13 protein-coding genes are annotated in these 17,715 nt (G+C 61.0%); 2 read left to right on the forward strand and 11 right to left on the reverse strand.

Going from position 1 to position 17,715, the window contains the following annotated elements; genetic code table 11:
* Window positions 1–6 precede the first annotated feature (6 nt).
* A complete protein-coding gene (gene lpdA, locus ACOYNB_RS07785; RefSeq protein ID WP_422838534.1) occupies window positions 7–1,833 on the forward strand; it encodes a dihydrolipoyl dehydrogenase in 1,827 nt (608 codons plus the stop codon).
* A 6-nt stretch (window positions 1,834–1,839) separates the two neighbouring features.
* On the opposite strand, the gene ACOYNB_RS07790 is transcribed toward lpdA, so the two are convergent.
* Genes ACOYNB_RS07790 through ACOYNB_RS07815 form a run of 6 tightly spaced genes read right to left on the reverse strand, consistent with a single transcriptional unit; the run spans window position 1,840 to window position 8,885 of the window.
* Window positions 1,840–4,974, reverse strand: a complete 3,135-nt coding sequence (locus ACOYNB_RS07790) for an error-prone DNA polymerase (RefSeq protein WP_422838535.1) — start codon at window positions 4,972–4,974, stop codon at window positions 1,840–1,842.
* A 3-nt stretch (window positions 4,975–4,977) separates the two neighbouring features.
* A complete protein-coding gene (locus ACOYNB_RS07795; protein WP_422838536.1) occupies window positions 4,978–6,354 on the reverse strand; it encodes a DNA polymerase Y family protein in 1,377 nt (458 codons plus the stop codon).
* The gene (gene imuA / locus ACOYNB_RS07800; protein ID WP_422838537.1) at window positions 6,314–7,081 is read right to left on the reverse strand and encodes a translesion DNA synthesis-associated protein ImuA; all 768 of its coding nucleotides are present in this window, start codon (window positions 7,079–7,081) and stop codon (window positions 6,314–6,316) included. The genes ACOYNB_RS07795 and imuA overlap by 41 nt, the downstream gene beginning before the upstream one ends.
* A 40-nt stretch (window positions 7,082–7,121) precedes the next feature.
* Entirely contained in the window at window positions 7,122–7,511 is a 390-nt protein-coding gene (locus ACOYNB_RS07805) for a DUF2237 family protein (RefSeq protein WP_422838538.1), read from the reverse strand.
* Window positions 7,512–7,538: 27 nt separating this feature from the next.
* Window positions 7,539–8,447, reverse strand: coding sequence for an SPFH domain-containing protein (locus tag ACOYNB_RS07810; protein WP_422838539.1), 909 nt, complete (start codon window positions 8,445–8,447; stop codon window positions 7,539–7,541).
* 6 nt (window positions 8,448–8,453) lie between these two features.
* Window positions 8,454–8,885, reverse strand: a complete 432-nt coding sequence (locus tag ACOYNB_RS07815; RefSeq protein ID WP_422838540.1) for an NfeD family protein — start codon at window positions 8,883–8,885, stop codon at window positions 8,454–8,456.
* 181 nt (window positions 8,886–9,066) lie between these two features.
* On the opposite strand from ACOYNB_RS07815, the gene ACOYNB_RS07820 reads away from it, so the two are divergent.
* A complete protein-coding gene (locus ACOYNB_RS07820; protein WP_422838541.1) occupies window positions 9,067–11,331 on the forward strand; it encodes an Orn/Lys/Arg decarboxylase N-terminal domain-containing protein in 2,265 nt (754 codons plus the stop codon).
* A gap of 12 nt (window positions 11,332–11,343) precedes the next feature.
* Here ACOYNB_RS07820 and ACOYNB_RS07825 read toward each other — a convergent pair whose 3' ends face one another.
* From ACOYNB_RS07825 to ACOYNB_RS07845, 5 genes are all read right to left on the reverse strand, one after another.
* Window positions 11,344–12,990 (reverse strand): response regulator, encoded by a 1,647-nt coding sequence (locus tag ACOYNB_RS07825; RefSeq protein ID WP_422838542.1) that lies wholly within the window; start codon window positions 12,988–12,990, stop codon window positions 11,344–11,346.
* A gap of 24 nt (window positions 12,991–13,014) precedes the next feature.
* Window positions 13,015–13,641: a sensor histidine kinase gene (locus tag ACOYNB_RS07830; protein WP_422838543.1), complete on the reverse strand. Its 627-nt coding sequence runs from the start codon at window positions 13,639–13,641 to the stop codon at window positions 13,015–13,017.
* Window positions 13,642–13,663: 22 nt separating this feature from the next.
* On the reverse strand, window positions 13,664–15,307 hold the full coding sequence (locus tag ACOYNB_RS07835; protein ID WP_422838544.1) for a tetratricopeptide repeat protein: 1,644 nt from the start codon (window positions 15,305–15,307) through the stop codon (window positions 13,664–13,666).
* 243 nt (window positions 15,308–15,550) lie between these two features.
* The gene (dnaJ, locus tag ACOYNB_RS07840) at window positions 15,551–16,690 is read right to left on the reverse strand and encodes a molecular chaperone DnaJ (RefSeq protein WP_422838545.1); all 1,140 of its coding nucleotides are present in this window, start codon (window positions 16,688–16,690) and stop codon (window positions 15,551–15,553) included.
* 117 nt (window positions 16,691–16,807) lie between these two features.
* Window positions 16,808–17,715 (reverse strand): Hsp70 family protein (locus ACOYNB_RS07845; protein WP_422838546.1); only part of this gene is annotated, 908 nt, incomplete at its 5' end.

The raw sequence follows: 17,715 nt of genomic DNA on the forward strand, positions 1-17,715 counted from the left end.
GTCATCATGGCAGTGATTGACGTCAAAGTCCCTGACATTGGGGACTTCAAGGAAGTGGCCATCATCGAGATCCTGGTCAAGCCGGGTGACACGGTGAAGGCCGAGCAAAGCTTGATCACCGTCGAGTCTGACAAGGCGTCGATGGAGATCCCGTGTTCGCACGCCGGCGTGGTCAAGGAGTTGAAGGTGGCCTTGGGTGACAAGGTCAGCGAGGGTTCTTTGCTGCTGACGCTGGAAGTGGCCAATGGCGTGGCTGCTGAGTCTGCTGCGGCACCGGCTGCGACGCCAGTGGCTGCGGCTCCGTTGGCGGCAGCGCCCGCGCCTGTGGCGGCGCCAGCAGGCAGCTACAGCGGTCCCGTGGATGTCGAGTGCGACGTGCTGGTTTTGGGTGGTGGGCCTGGCGGTTATTCCGCGGCGTTCCGCTCGGCCGACCTGGGGTTGAACACCGTCATCGTCGAGCGCTACGCCACCTTGGGCGGTGTCTGCCTGAACGTGGGGTGCATCCCGTCGAAGGCGCTGCTGCACGTGGCAGCGGTGATGGACGAGGTGCGTCACTTGGCCGATGCCGGCGTGGCGTTCGCCGAGCCCAGCGTGAACATCGACAAGCTGCGTGGCCACAAGGAAAAGGTCATTGGCAAGCTGACGGGTGGTCTGGCGGCCATGGCCAAGATGCGCAAGGTCACAACCGTGCGCGGCTACGGTGTCTTCCTCGACCCGTATCACCTGAAGGTCGAAGAGACCACTGGCACGGGGCAGGAGAAGACCGGCTCGGCCAAGGTGGTGCGTTTCAAGCGCGCCATCATTGCGGCGGGCTCGCAGGCCGTGCGTTTGCCGTTCTTCCCGCAGGATGAGCGCATCGTGGACTCGACGGGTGCGCTGGCGCTCAAGGCAGTGCCCAAGCGCATGCTGATTGTGGGCGGCGGCATCATCGGTCTGGAAATGGGCACGGTGTATTCCACGCTGGGCGCGCGTCTGGACGTGGTCGAGATGATGGACGGCCTGATGCAGGGTGCTGACCGGGATCTGGTCAAGGTCTGGCAGAAGATGAATGCGCCGCGCTTTGACAACATCATGTTGAAGACCAAGACGATGGGGGCCGAGGCCACGCCCGAAGGCATCAAGGTGAAGTTCGAGGCGGCCGATGGCACCGTGTCCGAGCAGACGTATGACCTGGTGCTGCAAGCCGTGGGGCGCACGCCCAATGGCAAGAAGCTGGATGCAGACAAGGCCGGTGTGGCCGTGACCGACCGTGGCTTCATTCCCGTGGATGTGCAGATGCGTACCAACGTGCCGCACATCTTCGCCATTGGCGACCTGGTGGGGCAACCCATGCTGGCGCACAAGGCTGTGCACGAAGCGCACGTGGCTGCCGAGGTGGTGGCGGGTGAATTGCTGGGCGACGAGAAGCTGGCCAAGGCGCAGTTCGATGCCCGCGTGATCCCGAGCGTGGCCTACACCGATCCGGAAGTGGCCTGGGTGGGCTTGACCGAGGACCAGGCCAAGGCCCAGGGCATCAAGGTCAAGAAGGGACTGTTCCCGTGGTCGGCTTCGGGCCGAGCCATTGCGAACGGTCGCGACGAAGGCTTCACCAAGCTGCTGTTCGATGACAGCCCCGAGGCCAACGGCCATGGTCGCATCCTGGGTGGCGGCATCGTCGGCACCCATGCGGGCGACATGATCGGTGAAATCGCGCTGGCCATCGAGATGGGGGCCGACGAGATCGACATCGGCAAGACGATCCACCCGCATCCCACCCTGGGTGAAAGCATCGGCCTGTGTGCCGAAGCGGCTCACGGCAGTTGCACCGACTTGCCCCCCGCCCGCAAGCGCTGACCCTCGTCAGTGAAAGTCCCGGCTGTGGGTGCTCAGGCGCCCCAGCAGGGGCGTCATGTCGCGCAGGCGGTGCGCCACCAAATGGCGTACTTCGCCTTCGCGCTGCCACACCCCATAGACCGCCAGCAGCCGTGAGTGCACCAGCTCGCGCCGCTGGCGTTCTTTCAGGGCTGGCCACACGATCACGTTGACCGTGCCGGTTTCATCTTCCAGGGTGACGAACACCACGCCGGAGGCGGTTCCGGGTTGCTGGCGCACGGTGACAATGCCGCAAGCTCGAGCCAGTCGCCCTGTTGGGAAGTCATGGAGTTCGGCGGCACTCAGCAGCCGCTGTGCGGCCAGTTGGGGGCGCAGCAAGGCCAAGGGGTGGCGCCTGAGCGTCAGGCCTTGCGAGGCGTAGTCAAACACGATTTCTTCACCTTCCGGCGCCTCGGGCAAGGTCAACCAGTCCTCTTCGATCGGTGCTTCACGCAGCAAAGGTGGGGCGCGGTGCAGTGCCGAAGCGTCCCAGACTTGTTGGCGTCGATGTCCGGACAGGCTGTGCAGGGCATCGCCCGAAGCCAGAGCCCGCAGGGTGCGTTGATCCAGGTCGGCTCGGCGCGCCAGGTCATCGACGTCGTTGAACGGGGCTTGTTGTCGTGCTTGCTGAATTCGCAGGGCGATTTCGGGAGACAGGCCGGTCAACAGCCGCAGTCCCAGTCGCACGGCGGGTTGTGATGAGGTTGGGGGAAACGCGGTTTCCAGACTGCAATCCCACGTGCTGTGCATGACATCGGCAGGGCGCACTTCGACCTGATGGCGCCTGGCGTCTTGCACCAATTGGCTGGGTGAATAGAAGCCCAAGGGCTGGGCATTGAGCAATCCGGCCAGGAAGGCCGCCGGCTCATGGCATTTGAGCCAGGCGCTGGCATACACCAGGATGGCAAAGCTGGCAGCGTGAGATTCGGGGAAGCCGTATGAGCCAAAGCCTTCGATCTGTTGGCAGATCTGTTCGGCAAATTCGGCGGGGTATTGATTGGCCCGCATGCCTGCGCGGATGCGATCCTTGAATTTGTGCACATCGCCTTTGCGTCGCCATGCCGCCATGGAGCGTCGCAAATCGTCGGCCTCTCCGGCGGTGAAACCTGCCGCAATCATGGCGATCTGCATGACCTGTTCCTGGAAAATGGGGATGCCCAGCGTCCGCTCCAGTGCCGCAGACAAGCCGCGCGGGTAGGAGATGGGCTCCAGACCCTGTCGTCGTTTCAGATAGGGGTGGACCATGCCCCCTTGGATCGGTCCCGGACGAACCAGCGCCACCTCCACCACCAGGTCGTAGAAGTTCTTGGGGCGCAGTCGCGGCAACATGCTCATCTGTGCGCGGCTTTCTACCTGGAAGACACCCATGGTGTCGGCGCGGGTGAGCATCTCGTAAGTCGGGTGATCGTCGCGAGGGATGTCTTGCAGCGTGAACGCGCCGCCCCGCCAATCGCTGACGAAGTCCATGGTCTTGCGCAAGGCCGTGAGCATGCCGAGCGCCAGCACGTCCACCTTGAGCAAACCCAGTGCGTCCAGGTCGTCTTTGTCCCACTGGATGACACTGCGCTCGGGCATGGCGGCGTTTTCAATGGGCACCATGCGACACAAGGGGCCGCGCGAGATGACAAAACCGCCCGTGTGCTGGCTCAGGTGTCGGGGAAAGCCGATCAGGTTGCGGGTCAGCTCCATCCACTGCTGCACGCGCTGGTCTTGCGGGGCCAGGCCGACTTCTGCCAGTCGCTGGGCCAGTGCTTCTCGGCTGTCCCACCATTGCAGGTTGCCACTGGCGCGTTCAATGTCGTCCAGACTGAATCCCAGTGCCTTGCCCACGTCGCGCAAGGCACTGCGGGTGCGGTATGTGATGACGGTGGCGGTCAATGCCGCACGATCTCGGCCATATTTGGCATAGAGGTACTGGATGACTTCTTCGCGGCGCTCATGCTCGAAATCCACATCGATGTCGGGCGGTTCGTTGCGCTCTTTCGAGATGAAGCGTTCGAAAAGCAGATGCCCTTCCTGAGGATTGACCTCGGTGATACCCAGCGCATAACAAACCACCGAGTTGGCCGCACTGCCTCGCCCCTGACAGAGGATGTGACGTGAGCGGGCAAAGGCCACGATGTCATACACCGTGAGGAAGTACTTTTCGTACCGCAACTCGGCAATCAGCGCCAACTCCTTGTGCAACTGCATTTGCACCTCGGCAGGAATGCCGGCGGGGTAGCGCCGGGCCAGTCCTTCGTGGGCTTGCTGGCAGAGGTGTTCGGCAGCGGTGAGACCGTCCGGCACGACTTCGTCGGGGTATTCGTACTTCAGTTCATCCAGACTGAATGCGCAGCGTTGGGCCACATCCAGCGTGGCCGTCAGCACGTCAGCCGGGTAGCGCTGAAAGAGGCGCAAGCGACTGCGCAGGTGTCGTTCGGCATGCCGATCCAGCTCGAAACCACATTCGGGCAAGGGGCGACCCAAGCGGGTGGCGGTGAGCACGTCGTGAAGCGGCTTGCGTGAGCGCACATGCATGTGCACATCACCTGCCGCGACCAGTGGCACGCCGCTGTCGGCACTGATTTCTCGCAGGGTGTGCAGCCACGCGTCATCGTCGACCTGGTGGTGCAGTTCGAGCAGCAACCAGCACCGATCCGGGAAGTGTCGCTTCAGCCATCGTGCGTGTGCCAGCAAGGCTTCGTGCGGGTGCCGCCGGTCCAGCGCCATCAACACCAGACAGTCACCCAAATCGTGTGGACGCCAGGCTTCACGAGGCAGTGGGGCGATGCCCTTGCCCGGCACGCGTCGTCGCAAGCGGGTGATGGCCTCGCACAGCAAGCCGTAACCCATGCGGTGGCATGCCAGTGCGATCAGTTTGACGGGGTAGGGGTCTTCGATGGGGAATTCCGCCCCCATGATGAGTTGAAACTGTGCCGCACCGGGGGTGCCTTGTTCGCGATGGCGACGCAAAGCCAGGTGTGCTCGCACGATGCCGGCCACGCTGACCTCATCGGTCAGCGCCAATCCCCGGTAGCCCAATGCCAGTGCGCGTTCGATCAACTCTTCGGGGTGAGACGCCCCGCGCTGAAATGAGAAGTTCGAGACGGCGTGCAGCTCGATGTAGTCCGGCAGGGCCATGGTTCACGCAAAGAAACCGTGCAAGAACCAGCGAGGTTCGTCGCCGCTGGCAACGGGGCGCGCTCGAAAAATCCAGAGCAAACCGGCGATCGCGCTGCTGGCCAGAAAGTAATCGCGCACCACGGCCTCCGCTGAAGCAGGGGCATCCCACCACCCGGATTCGATCCGGTGAGGACCGGCAATCAGCTCCAGTCGCCCTTGGTAAAAAGGGTGTGAATGTTGACCATGCGCGTCTGCCAGCGTGGCCAGTGGCAAGGGCTGGGGCAACAACCAGGTGGGTTGAGGCCAGTCCGGTGGTGACGGGGCTGGAGGCAGGGCCATGACGTGACTGGCTGGCAGCCAGCGCTGGGCGCATTCCGGGCGATGATCAGCATGGACATGACCTTGCAACACCCGGTCGCTGCCCAGGCGTGCACTCAATTGATCGACCAGAGCCGCCCGTGCTTCACGCTGCGCCTTGCGGGCTGCCGGAGTTGGGGCCCCCTCTGCAGCATGCAGCAAGGCGGTGCCGCTTTCAGGAAACAGGGCCGAACAGGATGCCTCCACGGCTTGAAAGTCATCGACCCGCAAGTTGATTTCTTCCACCGGTGCCGCCAGGCGAATGTGCTGAAGGTGCTCCTGAATCAGCTTGCTCAAGCGGTGGGCATCATGGGTCGGGGTGCTGACCCGAATCAGGTGCTCCCCGGCTTCTTCTCCATGACGGCGGTGTCCGTGGTGCCAGCGCAGGTGCAAGGCATTGAGTCCTGCGTGCTGACCAGCCAGCCAGGCACACAGCATGGGCAGCACGGGCTCGATGGCGCAGATCAGGCCTGCTGCCGTGTCGATGCGTGCTGACAGCAGCACACGGTGTTCAAACACCGCAGGCAGGTCGAGCCAGGTGAAGGTTTCGGGGCGCAGGCCGCAGAGTTGATCGAGCGCATGCAGCACCGACTCACCGAATCGCCGGCTGATCCCCCCTCGGGGCAGGGCCAGCACGTCGGCCACGGTTCTGCACCCCAGGCGACTCAGGGTGTGAGCGTGCGCGGCCAGAGCCGAGACGGTCTGCCAATCCAGTCGTGCCCAGTCAGGCGTGGCACCGGGAGCGTGGGGGGCGTTGCCAGGGTGCAGCGCATGCTGACGCGCCCACGCCAGCGCCGCCAACGCGGTGGACGCGTGGGCGCAAGCCTGCGCGCCATGTTGCCGGGACTCCGCTTCAAGGCGACATCGCAAACGCTCTGGCCCGCCAAACAGGCGCTGGCTGCTCTGCCACTCCAGTACCACGGCATCCTCTAGGCAGGCCACGCGGGGACTGAACTGCAGCGCCCACCATCCGAAAGCCTCGACGGACAGCGCGCCCGACTCAGGCTGGGCTGCTGGCAAAAAGGCGGTCCAGTGCAACATGGTGAGGTGGTGTAGCCATGGCCGGAGCGGGTGCGAGCGCGCTCGCTGAACGGCGAAGCCGGGCCCCTAGCAAAGCCTGCATGCGCTGGGGCCAGGCCGGCAAGACAATCGGCTCGCTCAACAACGGGCCCTTGCGTTTGAAGACATCGATGCTCAGCGCATGTGGAAACGGTTGCACCGACAACGCCAGCCGCAAGGGCGCCGCGGATGACTCTTGCCGGGCTTGCTCAGGGCGAAAGGCAAACAGCAAGCCCGCATGTTGGGCCGCACACGCGTGCAGGCGGCGCATGTGTTCAGGTCGAGCCTGGGGCAACCAACTCAGGACGGTGCTGACGCAATCGGATTTCAGGGCTTGCTCCGTGGCCCACAAGCGCTCGGCCGGTGTGCGAGCCTCAACCTGAATCAATTGCTCGGTAGGTAAGCCGGCTTGCCATAAAGCCGGCAGAAAAGGAGACAGTGGCGCCCCCACCAGAATGAGCTGCCCCCCTTGGGCGCACAAGCGTTGCAAGGTGGGTTGCAACAGTCGCCATTCGCCTTGTCCGGTCTGACGACTCAGGATTTCCGTGAGGGACTGACAAGGCCAGCCACCGTCAGGCAAGACCTGATCAAGCGCTTCATGCCCGCTGGCCATGACTGCTGCGTGCGCCCGCCCCATGGCATGCCCACGCCAGAGGGCGGCCTCGATGTGTGAGGGCAGTGCAGAGGGAAGCGATAAATCGATCGACATGAATATACTGTACATAAATACAGTATTCCGGGCAAGCCAATCAGTGTCCGTGTGTATCCCACGCCGCCGATGTCAGATACGCCAGAGGAATCACTTCCAGCGCCTTCTCGTCGGTTGATTCGAGAATGACGGGCGGGGCCATGCCGGCGTGCCAGGCTTCCAGCCAACGGTGGGCACACAAGCACCAGCGGTCGCCGGCCTTCAGTCCTGCAAAGCGAACCTCCGGGCGAGGTGTGCTGAGGTCGTTGCCCTGCGCCCGCGAAAAGTCCAAAAACGCTTGCGTGACTTTGGCGCACACCACATGCATGCCGGCATCGTCGCCACGTGTGCGGCAGCAACCATCGCGAAAATAACCCGTGAGCGGGTCGTACGAGCAGGCCCGCAAAGGCCCGCCCAGCACATTGCGTCCAGACGTCAGTTCAACACTCATGGATGAAACCTCTGCTGGGATCGAGGGTCAGCCTTGCGATTTTTTCAGCATGGCCATGGCGGTTCCGATCAGCGAGGACACCTCGCTCATATTGCCTGGCACGATCATGGTGTTGTTCTTCTGGGCCAGTTGGGCGTAAGCCTCGACCGCTTTTTCGGCCACTTTCAATTGCACGGCGTCATGGCCGCCTGGTGCACTGATGGCCGAGGCAATCTTGCGAATGGCCTCGGCGGTGGCTTCGGCCACGGCGGTAATCGCTGCGGCTTCACCTTCGGCCTTGTTGATCTGAGCCTGCTTTTCGCCTTCCGATTTGGCAATGAAGGCTTCACGCTCGCCGGTGGCCAGATTGATCTGCTCCAGCTTGCGGCCTTCCGATTCGGCAATGCGGGCGCGCTTGTCCCGCTCGGCGGTGATCTGCTGCTGCATCGAGCGCAAGATTTCAGCGGGCGGGGTCAGGTCCTTGATCTCATAGCGCAAAACCTTCACACCCCAGTTCATGGCCGCTTCGTCCAGCGCCGTCACCACGGCAGAGTTGATGGCATCGCGCTCTTCGAAGGTTCGGTCCAGTTCCATGCGGCCAATCACGCTGCGCAGCGTGGTCTGCGCCAATTGGGTGATCGCCATGATGTAGTTCGAGGCACCGTAACTGGCCCGCATCGGGTCCGTCACCTGAAAGTACAAGATGCCGTCGACTTGGAGTTGCGTGTTGTCCTTGGTAATGCAGACCTGGCTGGGCACATCCAGCGGGATCTCCTTGAGTGAATGCTCATAAGCGAGTCGGTCCACAAAAGGCACCAGCACATTGAGGCCGGGTGTCAGCGTCGAGTGGTACTTCCCTAGACGTTCGACCACCCAGGCGCTCTGCTGGGGGACCACTTTCACCGACTTGGCCACGAAGATGACCGCGATGACGAGCAAAACAATGGCGAATTCCATGATCCGTCAGTCCTTTTCCAGAATGAGGTGATTGCCTTCTACAGCGTGAATGTGATGCAGGCCCGGCTGAGGAGACTGGTCACCGCGATGGCGCGCCATCCAGACGCTGCCTCGGTAATGCACTTGGGCCGTGCCGTCTGCGTGCCAGTGCTTGACGTCCACCTTGGCGCCCACATCCATCTTCATTGGGTCCACGGAGGATCCGGGAGGTGTGCTGGCCGCGCGTTGCTGGCTTTGCTTGCGATGCCAGAGCAACACCGCCGCACCGCCCACCACGGCGGCCACGATCAACTGCACGGTGGTCGATGCCTGGGCCAAGGTAGACAAGGCGGCGGCTGCACTGCCCAGCGCGAGCATCAGCAAATAGAACGTGCCAGACACCAACTCCAGTCCCACCAAGACACCGGTGATGACCCACCACAACGTCGCTTCACTCATTGACCCAGCTCCTGATCTGTCGAGTCAGTTTACGGTCAGAAAGTGACGCTTCAGATGCGGGGGGCGCATTTCCCAGAAAAGTCTTGGGCAAGTCAAAAAAATGTGCCGCCATAGCGCCTACACTTCGCGGACTTTCCAAATTCCGCCCAATTTCTGATCACCTGTACCTAGGGGCTTGGCCATGCTGCGCTTTCATTTCCCCATCGTCATCATTGACGAGGATTTCCGCTCCGAGAACACCTCGGGTCTGGGCATCCGTGCCCTGGCTGACGCCATCACCAAAGAGGGTGTCGAGGTGCTGGGCGTGACCGGTTACGGTGATCTGGCTCAGTTTGCTCAGCAGCAAAGCCGCGCCAGCGCCTTCATCCTGTCGATCGACGACGAAGAATTCACCCCCGGTCCTGAGCTCGATCCGGCCGTGCTGAACTTGCGCAAGTTCATTGAAGAAATCCGCTTCAAGAACGCCGACATTCCGATTTATCTGTACGGCGAAACGCGCACCTCCGAGCACATCCCCAACGACATCCTGCGCGAGCTGCACGGCTTCATCCACATGTTTGAAGACACGCCCGAATTTGTGGCGCGTCACATCATCCGTGAAGCCAAGAGCTACCTCGACTCCCTGGCGCCTCCTTTCTTCAAGGCGCTGATGGATTACGCCCAGGACGGCTCGTACTCGTGGCACTGCCCTGGTCACTCGGGTGGCGTGGCCTTCCTGAAGAGCCCTGTGGGTCAGATGTTCCACCAGTTCTATGGCGAGAACATGCTGCGTGCCGACGTGTGCAATGCCGTGGAAGAACTGGGACAGTTGCTGGACCACACCGGTCCCGTGGCCGAGTCCGAGAAGAACGCGGCCCGCATCTTCAATGCGGACCACTGCTTCTTCGTCACCAACGGCACTTCCACCTCCAACAAGATGGTGTGGCACCATACCGTGGCCCCCGGCGACATCGTCGTGGTGGACCGCAACTGCCACAAGTCCATCCTGCACAGCATCATCATGACCGGGGCCATCCCCGTGTTCCTGACGCCCACGCGTAACCACTACGGCATCATCGGCCCCATTCCCAAGAGCGAGTTCGAGCCCGCGACCATTCGCAAGAAGATCGCCAACAACCCGCTGCTCAAGGGCGTTGACCCCAAGAAGGCCAAGCCCCGCATCCTGACGCTGACGCAGAGCACCTACGACGGCGTACTCTACAACACCGAGACCATCAAGGGCATGCTCGACGGCTGGATCGACAACCTGCACTTCGATGAAGCGTGGTTGCCTCACGCCGCCTTCCACAAGTTCTATGGCCTGTATCACGCCATGGGCAAGGGCCGTGCGCGTCCGAAGGATGCGGTGGTGTACGCCACGCAATCCATCCACAAGCTGCTGGCCGGCATCTCGCAGGCTTCGCATGTGCTGGTGCAAGACTCGCAAAACGTGCCGCTCGACCGTAACCTCTTCAACGAGGCTTACCTGATGCACACCTCCACTTCGCCGCAGTACGCCATCATCGCGTCGTGCGACGTGGCCGCAGCCATGATGGAACCTCCCGGCGGTACCGCCCTGGTGGAAGAGTCCATCAAGGAGGCGCTGGACTTCCGCCGCGCCATGCGCAAGGTGGACAAGGAATATGGCAAGGACTGGTGGTTCAAGGTCTGGGGTCCGGACAAGCTGGTCACCGAAGACATTGGCAAGCCCAGCGACTGGGTGTTGAAGGCCAACGAAAAGTGGCACGGCTTCGGCAACTTGGCCGAAGGCTTCAACATGCTGGACCCCATCAAGTCCACCATCATCACACCGGGCCTGGACGTGTCGGGCAAGTTTGCCAAGACCGGTATCCCAGCGTCCATCGTGACCAAGTACCTGGCCGAGCACGGTGTGGTCGTGGAAAAGACGGGCCTCTACAGCTTCTTCATCATGTTCACCATCGGCATCACCAAGGGCCGCTGGAACACCATGCTGACCGCGCTGCAGCAGTTCAAGGACGACTACGACAAGAACGCACCGCTGTGGCGCATGCTGCCGGACTTCTGCAAGAAGAATCCGAAGTACGAACGCATGGGTCTGCGCGACCTGTGCCAGAGCGTGCACGAAGCCTATGCCAAGGGTGACATCGCCCGTCTGACGACCGATGTGTACCTGTCTGGCCTGGAGCCCGGCATGAAACCGTCGGACGCTTATGCCTGCATCGCCCGTCGTCAGACCGAGCGCGTGGACATCGACGATCTGGAAGGCCGCATCACCACCGCGCTGCTGACGCCTTACCCACCCGGCATCCCTCTGCTGATCCCTGGCGAGCGCTTCAACAAGAAGATCGTGGACTTCCTGAAGTTCAACCGCGACTTCAACGAGTCTTTCCCAGGCTTTGCCACCGATGTGCACGGCCTGGTGGCCGAAGACCTGCCCAACGGCGGCAAGCGCTATTACGTGGACTGCGTCAAAGACGAGGCCTGATCAGGCCATCGCTCAACCGGCCTTGGCCGGCTGCGCCACTGCGGGTGGTGGCAGTCGGCCATATTTTTTGCGCAACGCCAGAACGCGGATTTCCAGTTCTGGCGAGGTCAGGTGTGACCGATAGCGCTGCAGCACCATGTCCGTCAGATCAATCAGCTTGATGTTGCTGGTCTGCTCCGCATGGCGCAGCAGATCCTGAAGTGCACCCCCAACGTCACCCGTTTTGCAGCGCGCCAGCGTTTGCCCTGCGATGTCCATGATGTGTGCATAGGCTTCGCGCACCAAGTCCTGATAACGTGGTTTGGTGCTGGAGATCATGCAGAACATGTCCGTCATGGCTTTGGAAATGCAAAAGCGCTGAGCGAGGCGGGTGATCCACATCTCGGCATCTGGCAGTTCCAATTCACTGTTGCTCAGCCGGATCAAGAGGCTCATGACGTTACCCGCAGCTTCCATGTCGAAGTCGGGAGTGGCGAATTCTCGGGGCAGGTTCTTCACGCGGCGAACCACCTCGGCCACTTGCCGCTGCAACATCAGCGACAAGATGTTGAGTACTTCGTACATCCGGCGCAACCGCGTGCTGCGGGGGGCTTTCTGGTGAGCCTGCATCAGCTGATTGACGCACTTCTGGAGCTCCTTACCGTCCTTGTGCTCGAAATGATGCAAGGCCAGCAGAACCAGGCTTTGGTAGTCGAACATGCTCGACATGCCACCCAGCGTCGAAGCGCGCTGCAGTGCCTTGGCCGCTTCTTCCCTCTTGCCCATGTGGAAGGCCAGCATGCCCAGCTTTTGAAGGCGAGAGACAGAGGAGGGCGTGACCTCAACGGCCTTTTTGTAAGTCTCAAAAGCTTGCTCAAAGTCACCGCTCTGAAACAGGGCGCGTCCCATCACGTCGTACGCATCGGCGTATGACGGGTTGTCGACGATCAGGCTCTCGAGCGTTCTGCGTGCTGGTGCAACATTTCCGCCATCCAGTTGCGCGCGTGCAATCCCAAGTCGAGCCCAGGGTAGGGCCTTGGTGGCATCAAGGGCCTCAAACAGCTTGCGGGCGTCGTCGTGTCGTCCAAGGCGCAGCATCAACTCACCACCGATGCGTGCGGCGTAGACCCAATACTCCGCACGCGTATCAAAGCGCGCTTGGCAGAGATTGGCTGCCAGTTGGTAGTCTTCTTCCTGCAGAGCCTGAAAGATGTCGCTCAAAGCCATTTTGCGGTGGCGAGCAGCAGCCAGTCGGCGAGCAAGGTTGTTGTGGTTGTGGGGCTTGAGCAGGTAGCTGTCCAGCGCGAATTCAGCGGCTTCTGCAACACGTCCATAGCTGGCTTCGGACGTCACCATGATGAACACGGTTGTGTAAGGCAGCAGATTGGCCAGGCGCAGTTCATCCACCAGATCCGCACCAGTTTGTGCGGTTTCCTGGAAGTGGTAGTCACACAGCACGATGTCGTACTGATGGTGTTCCAGCTCGCTTCGTGCCTCGCTGTAGCGACCGGCCTGTCGAACTTTCTCGGCCTTGACACCCAAGTCAATCAGGATGCCTCGCAAGATGCTGCGGGAGGTGGGGTTGGCGTCGACAACCAGAGCGCGGGCAGAGCGAAGATCCTCAAGGGCAGGGCCCAAACCAGCTTCTTCGGCCTGGTTCGCTGGGGTGAGTTGATGCATGAACATAAATACCTGTACAGCTGATCAGGGCAGCAGCATCTCGAAAATGGTTTCTTGTGCCGCTTCATCGCGTCGAACCGCGACGTGCCCGCATCGCTCTTTCAAATGGTGGGCGCGAGCCACTGCTTCGCACAGTGCTGTGCCCAGTCCTGTGGCGTGCGGTGCGCTGGGGTCTGTGGCATCGAGGCCTGGCCCGTCATCGGCGACCTCCCACACCAAGGCGCCATCCCGCTTGTAGGCGGCAACGGTGACACGTGAACGGGCAAATCGCATCGCGTTGTGCAGTGCTGCATCCAATGCCATCTGTACCAGTCTGCGGTCGAAATACCAGAATACAGGCGCCTGATCTTCATCCTTGATGCTGATGTTGAGCGGCAAGTTCTCTGACTTCGCCTTGAGTTGCCACACACGCAGCATGTGCTGAAGCATTTCAGCTGGCGACTCGTCTTCACACAACGCATCAAGTTGACCGGATTCTGCGCTGTACAAGGTCAGAAACTGAATGAAATGACGGCGCAGATCCGTGCAATGCATGTAGGCCGCTTGGGCCGCAATCGGCGTCGGATCGTCGATCATCGACTCCAGTTCACCTTCCAGCACACCCAACGCATTCTTGAGGTCGTGGGCAATGAGTGCAAGCGCAGTACTCATGATGATGGCTTTGGGTCAGGGCTCAGTGCGGCTGGGCTGCTGAATCCAGCATGCTCAGGGTTTCGCGGAAGTAGCGTCGCATCATGATGACGCGGTCGCTGGCGGGCATCAGTTTTTCGAGTCGAGTCAAGTAATTGCTGACGCGCTCGATTCGGCCGCGGTGACGTTCCTTCTTCAAGCGCAGGGCCATGCAGTTGATCTGTGCTGCCTGCAGTAACACCCCTGTGTTTTCAGGGTAGTCATGAACGGCCTGCTCAATCGCATCCACGGCTTCGTCGATCTGACTGTCTCGCAGCAGTTTGCGGGCGTCTTTGACCTTGGCATCCAGCCCCGCCGCAGCAGACTCGATCACCGAGCCGATCTTGTCCTCATGGCCCGTGTCGTGCAACGCCTTGCCGATCATCTGCTTGATGCGGGGATTTTCGTGGTCGGCACTGATCGCGGCTGACAGCAAGGCAAGCCCGGCTTCTTCATTGCCTGACATCAACTCGGCCTTGGCCAATGCAACCGTGGCGAAGTCCGCCTTGCCGCGTCCCATGGTTTCGCGCGCCTTGGCCAGCGTGGCGGCTGCTTGCTCAGTCTGACCTGCCTGCATTTCGGCCTGAGCTTGAACAGCCAAGGCGACTTGCGCAAACTGCGGCGCGTTCTTGAATGTCTTGGCTGCATCGCCCAGCACGCGGACGGCCTCGGTGGATTCGCCGATGTCCACCAAAGTCTGCGCCAGCATCAGCGGGTCAAGCGACTGCTGCACCATGGAGCCTCGGCTGGATTTGTTCGCTTTGACCAGCGCATCCTTGGCTGTGTCCAGATCGCCATTGCGATAGGCGCTTTCACCGACAAGCCGGAAACGCCGCGCCGACGGTACGACCACAGCCGCTTCACGCAACACCCACATGGCCCCTTCGGGGTCGCCCATGGCTTCCAGTGATTCGGCAATCACGTCGTAGGCGGCCACGTTGCGCTCGCCCTCGCGTGAATCAATGATGTCCTGGGCAAATTGCTTGGCCTCTTCGTATTGGCCTGCGGCTTTGTGAGCCCGTGCCAAGCCCAATCTGGCCCAAGTCAGGTCGGCACGTTGCTCCAGCGCAGCCCGATAGACGACTTTCGCATCTTCGTGGCGCCCCAGTTTCAGCAGTGTCTGCGCCTTGAATTGCAGCGCAGACATGAACCAACGGTTGCGTGCAGCCAGAAGCTTGTCGCATTGGGCCAGCGCACCCGGCAAGTCTTCTTTGCTCAAGCACGTGGTGATTGGCAGCAAGGCATCGCGCTTGTCCAGCGCGCTTTTCAAGCGTTCATCCAGGTCTGCCGCGGTGATGGGCTTCAGCAGGTAGGCGTCCGGGTAGTGCTCGGTGGTAGCCGCGACCGAGGCATACGAGCCCTCTGCAGTGATCATGAAGAACAAGCAATCATGAGGCAGGAGTTGCTCATCCCTCAGGTACTCGAAGAACTGCTGTCCATCCGTCTTGTGATTCAGGTTGTAGTCGCAGAGGATGAGGTTGTACCTGCGCGACTTGACCAAACGAACCGCATCATCCGCCGTGGAGGCCACATCGGTCTTGCTGATCCCTAACAGAGAAAGATATCCCCGCAACGTGGATTGCTGTACCGCCATGTCATCAATGATGAGCACAGCAAGGTTGGAGTACGGGGTGATGATGGTGGCCATGGCGCAATACCGACGGTTCCTGGCGGCGAGAACGGGATCTGACGCGGATGGCCTTTTGACACAAGCGCAAGGCCAGCCATGCACTACATCGTGTTTTTCGGCATGTGATGAGCTGACTTGAGCTTTGGGGTGAAATTCGTGCTTTTTCAGGGAAAAAGGAAGGGTTAACCCCTTGTTTTGCCGATCGGAAGCCAAAAGAAAAGGCGCCCGAGGGCGCCTTGGAGGGGGTCATTCTGAAGATGATCACTTGAAGATGTTCTTCACGCGATCGGTCCAGCTCTTCGAGTTGGGCGAGTGTTTCTCGCCACCTTTCTTGAAAGACTCGTCGAGCTCCTTCAGCAACTTGCGTTGATGCTCGGTGAGCTTGACTGGCGTTTCCACCACGATGTGGCAGTACAGGTCGCCAGGGTAGCTGGAGCGGATGCCCTTGATGCCCTTACCACGCAGGCGGAAGGTCTTGCCGTGCTGCGTGCCTTCGGGAATATCAATTTCAGCCTTGCCACCCAACGTGGGAACCTCGATCGAACCACCCAGTGCGGCCGTGGTCAATGGCACCGGCACGTTGCAGTGCAGGTCGTCGCCATCACGCTCGAAAATGTCGTGCTGCTTGATGCGGATCTCGATATAGAGATCGCCCGCCGGGCCGCCATTGGTGCCGGGTTCGCCATTGCCTGCCGAACGAATGCGCATGCCTTCGTTGATGCCGGCCGGAATCTTGACTTCCAGCGTCTTGGTTTTCTTGACCTTGCCTTGACCTGAACAGGCCGTGCATGGCTCCGGAATGATCTTGCCGGTGCCGTGGCAATGCGGGCAGGTTTGCTGCACGCTGAAGAAACCCTGGCGCATGTGGACCGTGCCCGAACCATTACAGGTCGGGCAGGTCTTGGCGCTGGTGCCGGGCTTGGCGCCACTACCGTGGCACACCCCGCACTCATCCCAGGCGGGAATGCGGATCTGGGTTTCTTTGCCCGCGGCAGCTTCTTCCAGCGTGATTTCCATGGCGTACGACAAGTCGCTGCCACGGTAAACCTGAGGGCCGCCACCACGGCGACCGCCGCCACCCTGGCCAAAGATGTCGCCGAAGATGTCGCCAAAAGCATCCGCAAAGCCACCGTAGCCATGAGCACCACCTGCGCCGCCACCCATGTTCGGGTCGACACCGGCGTGGCCGTACTGGTCATAGGCGGCGCGCTTCTTGGGGTCCGAGAGCATCTCGTAGGCCTCTTTGACCTCCTTGAATTTCTCTTCGGCTTCCTTGGCCTTGTCACCCTGATTGCGGTCAGGGTGGTACTTCATGGCCAGCTTGCGGTAGGCCTTCTTGATGTCGTCATCCGACGCGCCTTTGGCGACGCCGAGGACTTCGTAAAAATCGCGTTTTGCCATGATCTTGTCGAGCTGAGCGAAGGTTGTTTCGCTGATCGGGGCCAGATCCGACAAAGGCACAGGGCCTGAGCGCGTGGCTCATGCAACCTGTGCCCCATCGGTCAAAGGTGGACCGGATCAGTCCTTCTTGACTTCCTTGAACTCGGCGTCCACGACGTTGTCATCCGCCGGCTTGGCCTGTTCGGCACCAGCCGCTGCACCTTCCGCAGCGCCCGCGGCACCTTGGTTGGCTTGCATGTCAGCGTACATCTTCTCGCCCAGCTTCTGGCTGGCCGTCATCAGGGCATTGGTCTTGGCTTCGATGTCGTCCTTGTCGTCGCCCTTGATGGCTTCTTCAACTTCCTTGATCGCAGCTTCGATCTTGTCCTTTTCGGCCGCATCCAGCTTGTCGCCGTATTCGGTCAGGGACTTGCGCACGCTGTGGACCAAGCCGTCGCCTTGGTTCTTGGCTTGCACCAGTTCCAGCTTCTTCTTGTCTTCCGCAGCGTTCAGCTCGGCGTCCTTCACCATCTTCTGGATTTCTTCCTCAGACAGACCCGAGTTGGCCTTGATGGTGATCTTGTTTTCCTTGCCGGTGCCCTTGTCCTTGGCGCTCACGTGCAAGATGCCGTTGGCGTCGATGTCAAAGCCCACTTCAATTTGTGGCACGCCACGTGGTGCTGGAGGGATGCCTTCCAGATTGAACTCACCCAGCATCTTGTTGCCGGCAGCCATTTCGCGCTCACCTTGGAAGACCTTGATGGTCACCGCAGGTTGGTTGTCATCGGCGGTCGAGAAGGTCTGAGCGAACTTCGTTGGGATGGTCGTGTTCTTGGCGATCATCTTGGTCATGACGCCGCCCATGGTTTCGATGCCCAGGGACAGAGGGGTCACGTCCAGCAGCAGCACATCGGTACGGTCGCCGGCCAGCACCTGGCCTTGCACCGCAGCGCCCACGGCCACGGCTTCGTCAGGGTTCACGTCCTTGCGTGGGTCCTTGCCGAAGAATTCCTTGACCTTCTCTTGCACCTTGGGCATGCGGGTCA

The sequence above is a fragment of the Aquabacterium sp. genome, from assembly GCF_049317225.1.
Taxonomy (GTDB): Bacteria; Pseudomonadota; Gammaproteobacteria; order Burkholderiales; family Burkholderiaceae_C; genus Aquabacterium.